We start from the raw sequence: 13,191 nt of genomic DNA on the forward strand, positions 1-13,191 counted from the left end.
ATCGGCATCTTTGCAGAGCGATAGCTTTATAGTTATGGCAATAGGCGAGTATTATCACACCCTTTGTTCGTTTTTGGTTGGTGATTGCTCTTGATATCTGAGAATTTTGACGTTTCCTTTTCTCAAGGGTTTACATTTAGTTTTTCTTGTCGCGTGTCAGTGAATGGATTTTTGTGTCGTAAAACACCATTGAAGAAGGCTTGCGTTTTACGCGTGAAGTTTTTCAATTTATTTATAACGAAAAAATTCTCATGTTGAGCGTTTTTATTATGAGAGAAAAAATAATTTATCTTTATAAATCAATATATTAATAATAATTTGAGATGTGAGGTGGAAAGACAATAAAAGTATGTATCTTGAGCATGAAGTCATACTATGGGATAGCTTTGTTGAGGGGCACATCTACGATATAATGTTGAGAGCTTAATCGTGATGAACTTTATTTGCACAGAAGAATGGCGCTGTTTTTTGTTATAGAGGATGACCTTGTGTTCATTGTTGGTGTTTTAGAAATGGAATGCGTATGAAAAAGAATTTTTGAAAGAAAAGTATTGTCGTAAAGGGAGAGTGATTGAATCTCGTAATGAATTTTATCCGCAATGCGTTTTATAAGGGTGTTTAAAGATAAAGTATAGATCTGTTGGTTTTCAAGAGGATCGTAGATAAGATGATCTTAGATAAGGGGGAATTGTAGATTGGTTAAAAAGATGAATTCAAACATGATAGAGGAAAAGGTTGTCTCTGTATTGGTTCCTCTTCCTGTTGCGCATGCTTATAGTTATAAAGTTCCGTCTTCTATGGAGGTGGAACTTGGTTCTTTTGTTCGTGTTCCTGTTATGGGGCGTGAGCTTTGCGGTTTTGTTGTAGATGTGGGAGAGCAGACAAAGAATGGGCAACGGACTGCTTCGGTGGCGCGTGAAAAATTACGCTTTGTGCTTCATGTTTTTGATTGTCCCCCATTAAAGGCAGAAATGATTACATTTTTGCGGTTTGTGAGTCGTTATACGATGACGCCTTTTGGTCTTGTTGCACGATTGGTTTTATCCGTACCGGCCGCTTTAGAGCCCGAAGCACAGATGCTGGGATTGCGCTATTGTGGGGGAGATGTGGAACGTCTCACACCAGCGCGCTTACGGGTTTTGGAATTGGTGCGCAATGAGAAAATATGGACACGTGTGGGGCTTGCGCATGCGGCTGGAACTTCTGTTTCTGTTGTTGAAGGGTTAAAAGCGCTAGGAATTTTTGAAGAGGTTAAGGTTCCTGCTCCTGATCTTGTGGGCATGCCTGATCCTGATTTTTGCGCTCCTCAATTGCAGGGCGCACAAAATGAGGCAGCCACATTGTTACGGGAAGGGGTTTTGTCTTCTCAGTTTCAAGTTTTTTTGCTGGATGGTGTTACGGGTTCAGGAAAGACAGAAGTTTATTTTGAAGCAGTTGCTCAAGCTTTCAAAGGGGGTAGCCAAGTTTTAATTTTATTGCCGGAAATTGCTTTAACACAGCAGTTTTTAGATCGTTTTTATGCACGCTTTGGCGCTGCGGCAGCAGAATGGCATTCCGATTTGACACCGCGTCGTAGAGAACGCGTCTGGCGGCAAGTTGCAGAAGGGCGGGTGCGTGTCGTTGCGGGGGCTCGTTCGGCACTTTTTCTTCCCTTCCACGCGCTTGGCTTGATTGTTGTTGATGAAGAGCATGATAGCGCTTATAAACAAGAAGAGCGCATTTTTTATCATGCGCGTGATATGGCAGTTGCACGGGGCTCTTTTGAGCATTTTCCTGTTATTTTATCCTCAGCCACTCCGTCGATTGAAAGTCAAGCCAATGTTTTAAAAGGGCGTTATCAAAAGGTGTATTTACCCTCTCGTTTTAAAGAAGTTGCACTTCCACAGTTGCGGGTGGTTGATATGCGTCAAGGAGGGGTGCAAAAGGGGCGCTTTATTTCCTTTGCTCTTGAAAAGGCTTTAAAACAAACACTTGAGAAAGGCGAGCAGGCGCTGCTTTTTCTTAATCGCCGTGGTTATGCGCCTTTAACTTTATGCCGAGTTTGCGGACATCGTTTTCATTGTACCGATTGTTCAAGTTGGTTGGTTGAACATCGTGCGCAAGGGCAATTAAAATGTCATCATTGTGGCTATCATCAACCACTTCCAGAAGCCTGTCCTGAATGCGGGACATTAGACCATCTCGTGGCTTGTGGACCGGGTGTGGAAAGAATTGCAGAAGAAACACAAGGGCTTTTTCCGCAGGCGCGATCATTGATTCTTTCAACAGATCTCAAAGGGGGAATTGGGCAGTTGCGAAGCGAATTGCAAGCCATTGCCAATGGTGATGTAGACATTATTATTGGGACACAGTTGGTCGCTAAAGGACATCATTTTCCCAAGCTTTCTCTGGTGGGGGTTATTGATGCTGATCTTGGTCTTGCCAATGGCGATTTACGCGCGAGTGAACGTACCTTCCAGCTGCTTTCTCAAGTGACTGGAAGAGCAGGGCGGGTAGGATTGGAAAGTTTAGGATTATTGCAAACCTATCAACCCGATCATCCGGTCATAAAAGCTTTACTTTTATGCCAACCAGAAGAATTTTACACCCGTGAGATTGCAGCACGCCAATATTATCATTTACCCCCCTATGGGCGTCTTGCTTCTTTGATTGTATCGGCACAACAGCGCCAAGCCGCAGAACATTATGCGCGGGCCCTGCGTCAAGCCGCGCCACGGGAAAAAAATATCTCGGTTATGGGACCTGCAGAAGCGCCTTTGGCTCTGGTTCGGGGGCGTTATCGTTTTCGGCTTTTACTGCAAGGACAGCGCTCTTTTGATATCCAAGGGTTTATTCGTGCAATGCTTAGCAATAGTCCCCAAATGCCTAGTTCCGTCCGGGTTCAAATTGATATTGATCCACAAAGCTTTTTTTAACAATCAATTTTCTCTCTCAAGTGACTGGAAGAGCAGGGCGTGTGGGATTGGAAAGTTTAGGATTATTACAAACCTATCAACTGGGTCATCCGGTCATAAAAGCTTTACTTTCATGCCAACCAGAAGAATTTTACACCCGTGAGATTTTGAGCACGCCAATATTATCATTTGTCTCCTTATGGGTGTCTTGCTTCTTTGATTGTATCGGCACAACAGCGCCAAGTCGCAGAACATTATGCGCGGGCCCTGCGTCAAGCCGCGCTTTGGGGAAAAAATATCTCGGTTATGGGACCCGCAGAAGCGCCTTTGGCTCTGGTTCGGGGGCGTTATCGTTTTCGGCTTTTACTGCAAGGACAGCGCTCTTTTGATATCCAAGGGTTTATTCGTGCAATGCTTAGCAATAGTCCCAAAATGCCTAGTTCCGTCCAGGTTCAAATTGATATTGATCCACAAAGCTTTTTTTAACAATCAATTTTCTCTCTCAAGTGACTGGAAGAGCAGGGCGTGTGGGATTGGAAAGTTTAGGATTATTGCAAACCTATCAGCTGGGTCATCCGGTCATAAAAGCTTTACTTTTATGCCAACCAGAAGAATTTTATACCCGTGAGATTTTGAGCACGCCAATATTATCATTTGTCTCCTTATGGGTGTCTTGCCTCTTTGATTGTGTCTTCTAAGCAGCGCCAAATCGCAGAACATTATGCATGTGTATTGCGTTAAGTCGCGCTCCGGGGGGAAAAAAAATATCTCGGTTATGGGACCTGCAGAAGCGCCTCTCTTATTAGTACAAGATATTGATTTATTAAGAGTTTTCACTTTTTGCACGTTAAAGGTGGGGAGTTTGTGTGGCGTGAAATTGTGCAAGAAAGGCATGCCTCTTATGAAAAAATTCTGGCGTCAAGGGCTGTCGCAACATTGAGGCAGTGTGTGATGGTACTGGTTTGCTCTTGATCAAACGTAAAGATGTGGGCTCATGGGGGGACCTCGCATTCATGGGCGCTGTCGCGAAATGGGGCTTGAGAGTGTTGAGAGATGCCTCATGAACCAAGCACGTGAATATGTAATGCAAGTATATTCCGTTGGGGAGCTATATTTTGTGAGGAGCATGATCTTATCAAAGAACGAGAGTCACAAAAACGTAAGGTACTTCCTAATCTCTATTCTTTAAAAGGCATGGCTTTGAACGTTTTTGAAAGTCGTAAAATAGAATCAAAAAACGACCATTTTGTTGATACGGAAATGCAAAATAAATATAAAATATTTACTCTAACAGTACCTTTTGAAGAAATAGTAAAAATGTGTTGCATGAGAATGACATTGTAACACATTGAGTGGTCGTAAAATGGCTGAGACAACATTTACCTTTCGCGTTGATGATGTATTAAAAAATGAATTTTCCAAAGCAGTAAAGGCGTGCGATAGATTGGGTGTACAATTGTTGTGGGATTATATGCGCGATATCGTAAAAGAACAAAAAGAAAAAAGTGCACATGATTTATGATTTCGGGAACAAGTTCAATGAGGAATAAATTCTGCTCATGCGGGCGATGTAATATCTTCTGAAGAAATCGAAGCAGAGGCAAAAGAATGGCGCTTAGAAACACAAAATGCTAGATAGATCAACTTTATGAAGCTTATTTGGACACAAATAGCACATGTTGACCGCAAAAAGATATGTGAATACATATCGCAAGATAATCCTTCTGCGGCCTTAAAGTTTGATCAACTTTTATTTGAAAAGGCAGAAAAACTTGTCAAACTTCTTAACTCTTGGTCGTTGAGGGTGAATTGTCAATACACGTGAGCTTGTTGTACATCTAAATTATATCATGATTTATGATATTTCAAATGGTGTTGTGCGTATTTTGTGTGTGCTTCATACAAAGCAAAAATTTCCGTAACCAACTGTATTTTTATTTATTTGGTATATGTGATGCGGCTTTAGTAAAAAATGCTTCTCTATTATCCTTGAAGCAAATTATTTGTTACAATACCGTGCTCTGTATCAATGAGTAATAAACACTATTTTTTACTGTTGCGAATATGATTGTGCAACCACTTCGCACCCCCCTTAGTTTCTTATCATTTCTTATTCGTCAAAGAGATGATGATAGTTTTGTAAAACGGCATTTTACTATCAATGATACAACGGTAGAAAAGCTTGGAAAATTATCCAATGAATATCCCCGTGGTTTCTTGTTGATACGCAACAAATTGGCTGAATTTCTTTCTCAAAAGGAGATGATCCATTTTTTACGCTTTCGTTGTTCGCATTCTTTAATGGGGGCATGTTTTTCATATAAAGCAGAACACTCAAAATAAAATATTCCTAAAACAGACTATCATTATGGTTACTTTCATATGCTTGTTTTAACAAATGTTTCTCAGAATGCTTGAATTCATTTTACGATGTTGCACGTGAATAATGTAAATGCTTTCATAAATGAAAAAGCCTTTAAGGCTTCTCCATCTTTATTTTATAAAGGTATAAGTTGGTACCATTGTTAAGCGTCTAGAAGCTCTTGATACTTGAAAATGTTTATCAGAGATGTTTTTCTTTAATCGTTTCCTCTTTTTCTTGTGAGGTCGCAAGGGGGATGATTTTGATAAAAGAATTTGAAATGAGAGAATCCTACGATATTGGGGGCTCATCTGGTATGGAAAAAAGATGCATTATCCTTATAAATCAATGCATGTATGCTTAAAGTGTTTTCACAAGGCAATATGTTTGGGTAATATGCTTTGGTGAAATATTTTAAAAAGAGTGGACATTTCAAGCAAAAGAATCATTTTCCTTAATTTTAAGGGGATATCCATTATTATTTTCTTGATTATCCGTTTGAAATAACAGATTTTTTCAGTCGCAGTCGCAGTCGCAGTCGCAGTCGCAGTCGCAGTCGCAGTCGCAGTCGCAGTCGCAGTCGCAGTCGCAGTCGCAGTCGCAGTCGCAGTCGCAGTCGCAGTCGCAGTCGCAGTCGCAGTCGCTTCTCGCTCTCGCTTAAGCTTTTGTGGGGATAAGAGGAGCAATCTTTGAAGAAGAACCGCTTTTTGTGATGGCAAGAGCGTTTGAAGCAAAATTAAAGAGCGTGAAATTTTTTCACAGAATGTCAAAAAGAGGCATAAAAAAATCGTGATGCCATCTTGGGGATCTAAAAAAAATCCTTTTCAAAAATATTTTGAATATTTTATTTAAAATTTTTAAAAAGCAGCGATTTGTGGTGTTGCGAGTCGGCTATGTCTATGCTAGAAACCGAATGGTTTTCGTTCGAGGTTTTAAGAAGAAGATTCTTAAGATTGAGAATGTCTGTTTCATTATCATCTGATAACTATCAGAGAGTCGCTCAAGGGAAAGAGGCGGTATTTCGTGTCGGATTCATTTTCTCTCATACCGCTGCCGTTGGTAGATCAACGCTATGCGCAAGCGCTTTTTAATTGCGTTCAAGAAGCAGGAAACGTTGAAAAGATTGAAAAGGCAGTGGAGGATTTCTTGCTTGTCTTAGAGCAAAATGAAGATTTAAAATACTTCGTGCTCAGTCCATTCTTTTCAGTCAAAGAGCAAATTAAGGTGATGCAATCTGTTTGTGAAAACATCAAATTTGCTGATAAAGAAGCAGGACAGATTGTTGGTAATTTTTTACGCGTTATTGCAGCAAACCGTAGGCTTAGTGCCGTATTTGGTATTCTCCATGCCTTTCAGGGTTGCGTTGCACGTGCTCGTAAGCAAGTTACTGCGCAAATTGTTTCTGCGCGCCCCTTAAGTTCTCAACAAAACCAAGAATTGTGTGAGACTTTGGAAGGTGTCGTTGGGGGAAAAGTTTTGCTACACACCATTGTGGATCCAACAATTCTTGGTGGATTAATTATTCGTGTTGGGACGTCTCAAATTGATACGTCTCTTCTAACAAAATTGTCTTCGCTTAAGCTTGCATTGAAAAAAGAGGTCAGCTGATGGATATTAGACCATCTGAAATTTCAAAAATTCTAAAAGAGCAAATCAAAAACTTTGACCAAAAGGCTGAGGTTTCAGAAATTGGTTGGGTCCTCTCTGTGGGGGATGGTATCGCTCGCGTTTATGGTTTGGATAATGTTCAAGCTGGGGAAATGGTGGCTTTTCCAAATGGTGTGCGCGGGATGGCGCTCAATTTGGAAGTTGATAATGTCGGTGTGGTTATTTTTGGCTCAGACCGCGATATTCGTGAAGGGGATTGTGTAAAGCGATTGGGCGCTATTGTCGATGTCCCCGTGGGTCCCGCTTTGCTAGGGCGAGTGGTCGATGCACTTGGAAATCCTATAGATGGTAAGGGACCTCTTAAGGAAACAGAGCGTCGTCGTGTTGATGTGAAGGCGCCAGGGATTATTCCGCGCCAGTCTGTTCATGAACCTATGTCAACCGGATTAAAAGCAATTGATGCACTCATCCCTATTGGACGGGGACAGCGTGAATTGGTGATTGGTGATCGCCAAACTGGAAAAACAGCGATTTTGCTCGATACATTTTTAAACCAGAAACCTTTTCATGAAAAAGAGGCTGGACGAGAGCAGGACAAAGTTTATTGTATTTATGTGGCTATCGGTCAAAAACGTTCGACGGTGGCACAATTCGTTAAAGTTTTAGAAGAACGTGGAGCGCTGGAATATTCTATTATTGTTGCGGCGACCGCTTCTGATCCTGCTCCCTTGCAATTTATAGCGCCTCTTGCTGGATGCGCTATGGGCGAATATTTCCGTGATAATGGGCAGCATGCTTTGATCGGTTATGATGACCTGTCAAAACAAGCCGTGGCGTATCGTCAAATGTCTCTTTTGTTACGTCGTCCACCGGGGCGTGAAGCTTATCCGGGAGATGTTTTCTATCTGCATTCACGTCTTTTAGAACGGGCGGCGAAGTTGAATGCGGAAAATGGATCGGGGTCGTTGACAGCTTTGCCAGTCATTGAAACGCAAGCAAATGATGTCTCGGCTTATATTCCTACAAATGTGATTTCGATTACAGATGGGCAAATTTTCTTGGAGACCAATTTATTTTATCAGGGTATTCGTCCTGCTGTGAATGTTGGTCTTTCTGTATCGCGTGTTGGTTCGGCAGCACAAATTAAGGCAATGAAGCAGGTTGCCGGCTCGATCAAAGGTGAATTGGCACAATATCGTGAAATGGCAGCTTTTGCGCAGTTTGGCTCTGATTTGGATGCATCAACCCAGCGCCTTTTGAATCGGGGAGCACGCTTGACAGAGCTTTTGAAGCAGCCACAATTTTCTCCACTAAAAACAGAAGAACAAGTGGTGGTTATTTTCGCGGGTGTGAATGGCTATCTTGATTCTCTAGCGGTTTCTGATGTTGCGCGGTTTGAGCAGGGGCTTTTGGTGCTTTTGCGGAGTGATTATCAAGATCTTTTACAAGCAATTGCTGAGCAAAAGCAGATAACAGATGAGCTAAAAGATAAGTTGATCACTGTTCTTAACACTTATGCGAAAAATTTTTCGTGATGAATTGATGGAATGCTTGAATGGCCTCATTAAAGGATCTTAGAGACCGTATCGCTTCGGTTAAAGCAACACAGAAAATTACCAAAGCTATGCAGATGGTTGCGGCAGCCAGGTTGCATCGTGCGCAAGAGGCGGCGCAATCAGCTCGCCCTTATGCGAAGAGGATGGCGGATATTTTAACCAGTGTTGCGGCTGATGTGGATGGTGTTGATGCACCGGCTCTTATGCGTGGTACGGGGCGTGATGATGTGCATCTCTTGGTGGTTTGTACGGCTGAGCGCGGCTTATGTGGTGCTTTTAATGTGCAAATTGCTCGTCGTGCCCGTGAGCAGATTAAAGCGTTGTTGGCTGCTGGTAAAATTGTAAAAATTATCACTGTGGGCAAAAAGGGTGCAGATATTTTATCGCGTGATTACAAAAGTTTGATGATTGATCATATTGATTTACATGCTGTAAAGCGAATTAGTTTTGCAGAGGCGATGGTGATTAGTCAACGCATTGTTGATTTGTTCAATGAAGGCGCTTTTGATGTTTGTACGTTGTTTTATTCTGAATTTGTTTCCGTGATTAATCAGCGCCCAACAGCTTTTGGCTTAATCCCAATGGGGGCTCCAAAAGCAGTTGTTGAGGCAATAGATGTTGTGGAACAAACAGAGACGAGTAAAGATTCACAATCAATTGTTTCTGAGGCAATTGTTTATGAGTATGAACCTGATGCCGCTTCTCTTTTAGAGGCGCTTGTGCCACGCAATCTTTCAGTGCAAATCTTTCGGGCTTTACTCGAAAATGTTGCTGGAGAAATGGGCGCAAAGATGACAGCTATGGACAATGCATCGCGCAATGCGGGTGAAATGATTAATAAATTGACGGTGGCTTATAATCGTCAACGTCAGGCACAAATTACGACAGAATTGATTGAAATTATTGCGGGCGCTGAAGCGCTTTAAATGGAAAAGGTAAGGATTGATGGCAAAAGCAGTAACCTCAAGCAAAGGAGCAGAAAAAGGTGAAAAAAAGAAACCTGCTGCTCGTTCCGGTGTGAAAAAAGACGCTTCGAAATCTCAAGTGGATGTAAAGATTTCATCTGCGCCTGTGTGTAGTGCTGCTAAAGATACACCGGTGAAAAAAAATACACCGGTGAAAAAAGAAGAGCGTGCAAAAGGCGCGGTTGGTGAAATTAAGCAGGTTATTGGTGCTGTCGTTGATGTGCAATTTGAAGGGGCATTGCCAAATATTCTCAATGCTTTGGAAACAGAGAATTTAGGCAATCGCTTGGTGTTGGAAGTTGCGCAGCATTTGGGTGAAAATACCGTGCGTACCATTGCGATGGATACGACCGATGGTCTGATGCGGGGACAAAAGGTCGTGGATACAGGAGCACAAATTCGTGTTCCTGTAGGAGAAGCAACGTTGGGACGTATTATGAATGTGATTGGAGAGCCGGTGGATAATGTGGGACCAATCGCTTCAACCAAAACGCGTTCTATTCACCAAGAGGCGCCTGAATATGTTGAACAGTCAACCGTTTCAGAGATTCTTGTTACGGGTATTAAGGTTGTGGATTTGTTAGCCCCTTATTCTAAAGGGGGTAAAATTGGCTTGTTTGGTGGTGCTGGTGTTGGAAAAACCGTTCTCATTATGGAGCTTATCAACAATATTGCAAAGGCACATGGTGGCTATTCCGTCTTTGCTGGTGTTGGAGAACGGACACGTGAGGGAAATGATCTTTATTACGAAATGATCGAAAGCCGCGTGAATGTGAATCCAAAAGACAATAATGGTTCAACAGAAGGGTCAAAATGTGCGCTTGTTTACGGGCAAATGAATGAACCACCAGGAGCACGTGCGCGTGTCGCTCTTTCAGGTTTGACCATTGCAGAAAGCTTCCGTGATGAAGGACAAGATGTTCTCTTCTTTGTGGATAATATTTTCCGTTTCACACAAGCAGGGGCTGAGGTGTCTGCTCTTTTAGGACGTATTCCTTCTGCTGTGGGGTACCAGCCTACTTTGGCAACGGATATGGGCGCTTTGCAAGAACGTATTACCAGTACAAAAACAGGCTCTATTACTTCTGTTCAGGCGATTTATGTTCCGGCTGATGACTTGACAGATCCGGCGCCGGCAACGTCTTTTGCCCATTTGGATGCAACGACCGTTCTTTCGCGCTCTATTGCGGAAAAGGGAATTTATCCAGCTGTGGATCCGCTTGATTCTTTCTCACGTATGTTGGATCCATTGATTGTGGGGGAAGAGCATTATACCGTTGCTTGTCAGGTGCAAACCATTTTACAACGTTATAGAGCGCTTCAAGATATTATTGCTATTCTTGGAATGGATGAACTTTCTGAAGATGATAAATTGTTGGTGGGACGGGCGCGTAAAATTGAACGTTTCCTTTCGCAACCTTTCCATGTGGCGGAAGCCTTTACTGGTTCGCCGGGAAAACTTGTTCCTTTGGAAGATACAATCAAAGGCTTTAAAGGTCTTTGTGCGGGCGATTATGATGATTTGCCAGAAGCTGCTTTTTATATGGTTGGTTCGATTGATGAAGCCATTGAAAAAGGAAAACGTCTCATGGCAGAGGCTTCTTAATTGAGAAGAAATCTGTCATGGATATTTGTCATTGAAAAGGGCAAGTTGTTGAAAAAGATAAGTTGTTAGGGAGGACGGAGAGTCCTTCTATCGGGTATTGTGGAGACTTTTGTGGAAAACAATAGAGAAGAGCATTTTTTGTTTGAGCTTGTGTCGCCTGAAAAGATTGTGTTTTCAGAGCGGGTTGTGTCTGTTGTTCTTCCTTCAGCTTCAGGTTCTTTGACCGTTATGGCACATCATGCACCATTGGTGGCAAGCATTGTGTTGGGGAGTGTTCGTGTTCGCACTGCTGCGGGAGAAAAGTTATTTGCTGTTTGCGGAGGTGTTGCAAATATTACCTTTTCAGGCTGCTCTTTATTGGTAGAGCATGTTGTGGCTGTTGAACATCTTTCTTTTGATGTATTAGAACAGCAGATTTTACAGGTTCAAGCGACGTTAGAGGGGGGAACGAGTGATGAGGATAATCGTAAAATCGAGGCTTTTTTCCAGCAATTATCAGCTGATGGTTCTGTGTTGATAGAGGCGTAGCAAGGTATACAGGAAAAGGTGACATGAGCGGAAAAAAGAGTACGGTTGTGTCTGCCAAAAGGGTCGGAAAACCTTTTCCTCGTCCGGGTCGTGTTTTTGCGGGACCTTTGCCGAAATGTTTTGTTTATATTTTTGCTTCTCTTATTTTGCAATGGGCTTATGGCTTAGGGGCCAATATTGTTCAGTCTAATATTGTCCATCTGACTGGCGATTTTCACGCAACTTTGGCCGAGACGACATGGTTGGTTGCGGCCTATATGGCACCCAATGTAAGTGTGGCGATTATGTTGATCAAAATCCGCTATCAGTTTGGATTGCGTGCTTTTGCTGAACTATCAATCCTTGGCTTCGTTTTGGTTTGTGTGTTGCAGCTCTTTGTGACCGATTTGCGTTCTGCGTTGATTATTCGCTTTTTTGCTGGGATTGCTGCTGCGCCTTTGGCTTCGCTTGCACTGCTTTATATGATGGAGGCTTTTGCTCCAGCAAAGAAGTTTACTGTTGCTCTGAGTTTGAATTATATGAATGCGGCTTTAGCAGCACCTTTATCCCGTTTGATTTCTCCGGATTTGCTGGAAAATGGTGGCTTTTCCAGTCTTTCTGCTCTGGAAATGGGGTTGGTCCTCATTAGTTTGGTCTGTATCTATACTTTGCCCCTTACACCAGTTGTCCGTAGTAAGGTTATTCAAAAGTTAGATTGGATAAGCTATGGTTTGATTGCTTTGGGGCTGGGGCTCAATGCTGTGATTATGTCTGTTGGCATATTGTATTGGTGGTATGAAGCGCCATGGATTGGTTGGGGGCTCGCACTTGCTATTTTCTCGTTGGCTGTTGCTATTATGATTGAGCTTAATAGAGAAAAACCATTGATTGATCTGCGTTGGATTTTCAGTAAAGAAATGATTCAATCTGTTTTTATTTTATTGATTTTTCATGTTTTCTTGTTGGAACGGTCCAATTTGCCCGTCGGTTTTTTTAATCTTTTTGGTTTGCTCAATCGTGAAATGGCGCCCATGTATCTTGCGGTGACATTGGGAACTCTGTTAGGGGGGGCTGTTTGTGTCTTTTTTTTACGGGCGGGGCGTGAGGATTATTTTTATTTGTTATCTTTGGGTTGTTTGGCACTTGGCGCTTATTTAGATAGTCGTGTCAATCATTTAACGCGTCCGCAAGATATGATGTTGAGCCAAGGATTGGTGAGTTTTAGTTATGCACTTTTTTTGCCTCCTGCTCTTTTCAAAGGGTTTGTGATTGCTGGTGAGCGAGGCCCGCGTTATGTTTTGAGTTTTATTGCTGTTTTTTTGCTAACGCAAGTCACAGGGGGATTGATGGGATCGGCTTTTTTTGGCACCTTACAGTTTTATTTTGCTCATAAGAACTTTGAGTCTTTAACACAAAATATTGTTGTGACGGATCCGCTTATTTCTGGTGAGATAAATACTTTATTTTCGCCTTCTTATGGTGTTTCTGTTCCCCATGGCTTTGGAAGTGAGCAGGCGACTTCTCTGTTGATAGAGAAATTTAAGTTAACAGCAAATATTTTTGCTTATGATGACGTTTTTCGGCTTTATTTTTATATTTCAATGGCTGTATTCGTTGTTTTTCTTGTCACAATGGTTGTTAAGTCATGCTCTTTGCGTGCATTAGAAAAAAAGTGATGTCATAGAAGAGGGGT

8 protein-coding genes and 3 pseudogenes are annotated in these 13,191 nt (G+C 42.2%); all 11 read left to right on the top strand.

The window, feature by feature from the left end; translation table 11 throughout:
- Positions 1-707 precede the first annotated feature (707 nt).
- The 11 genes and pseudogenes from PVV66_RS03335 to PVV66_RS03385 all read left to right on the top strand — a co-directional run bounded on the left by PVV66_RS03335 (position 708) and on the right by PVV66_RS03385 (position 13,174).
- Positions 708-2,915: a primosomal protein N' gene (locus PVV66_RS03335; protein WP_273718786.1), complete on the top strand. Its 2,208-nt coding sequence runs from the start codon at positions 708-710 to the stop codon at positions 2,913-2,915.
- Positions 2,915-3,380 (top strand): annotated as a pseudogene (locus PVV66_RS03340) (primosomal protein N'); the annotation flags it as partial. The gene PVV66_RS03335 and the pseudogene PVV66_RS03340, both read left to right, overlap by 1 nt.
- Positions 3,380-3,705 (top strand): annotated as a pseudogene (locus tag PVV66_RS03345) (primosomal protein N'); the annotation flags it as partial. The pseudogenes PVV66_RS03340 and PVV66_RS03345, both read left to right, overlap by 1 nt.
- Before the next feature lie 552 nt (positions 3,706-4,257).
- Positions 4,258-4,546, top strand: a pseudogene (locus PVV66_RS09670) (hypothetical protein).
- Positions 4,547-4,964: 418 nt separating this feature from the next.
- Positions 4,965-5,237, top strand: a complete 273-nt coding sequence (locus PVV66_RS09725; RefSeq protein ID WP_273718695.1) for a hypothetical protein — start codon at positions 4,965-4,967, stop codon at positions 5,235-5,237.
- Positions 5,238-6,279: 1,042 nt separating this feature from the next.
- Positions 6,280-6,864 (top strand): ATP synthase F1 subunit delta, encoded by a 585-nt coding sequence (gene atpH, locus PVV66_RS03360; protein WP_273718697.1) that lies wholly within the window; start codon positions 6,280-6,282, stop codon positions 6,862-6,864.
- Entirely contained in the window at positions 6,864-8,399 is a 1,536-nt protein-coding gene (atpA, locus tag PVV66_RS03365) for a F0F1 ATP synthase subunit alpha (protein WP_273718699.1), read from the top strand. Before atpH ends, atpA begins: the two co-directional genes overlap by 1 nt.
- Positions 8,400-8,419: 20 nt before the next feature.
- Positions 8,420-9,346 (top strand): F0F1 ATP synthase subunit gamma, encoded by a 927-nt coding sequence (locus PVV66_RS03370; protein ID WP_273718701.1) that lies wholly within the window; start codon positions 8,420-8,422, stop codon positions 9,344-9,346.
- Positions 9,347-9,365: 19 nt separating this feature from the next.
- The gene (gene atpD, locus PVV66_RS03375) at positions 9,366-10,991 is read left to right on the top strand and encodes a F0F1 ATP synthase subunit beta (RefSeq protein WP_273718702.1); all 1,626 of its coding nucleotides are present in this window, start codon (positions 9,366-9,368) and stop codon (positions 10,989-10,991) included.
- Between the two features lie 111 nt (positions 10,992-11,102).
- Positions 11,103-11,519 carry an ATP synthase F1 subunit epsilon gene (gene atpC, locus PVV66_RS03380; protein WP_273718704.1) on the top strand — a complete coding sequence of 139 codons (417 nt, stop codon included), beginning with the start codon at positions 11,103-11,105 and terminating at the stop codon, positions 11,517-11,519.
- Positions 11,520-11,542: 23 nt separating this feature from the next.
- Positions 11,543-13,174, top strand: coding sequence for an MFS transporter (locus tag PVV66_RS03385; protein ID WP_273718705.1), 1,632 nt, complete (start codon positions 11,543-11,545; stop codon positions 13,172-13,174).
- Positions 13,175-13,191: the final 17 nt, after the last annotated feature.

Source organism: Bartonella sp. AU16XJBT, from assembly GCF_028618665.1.
In the GTDB taxonomy this organism is placed as follows: domain Bacteria; phylum Pseudomonadota; class Alphaproteobacteria; order Rhizobiales; family Rhizobiaceae; genus Bartonella.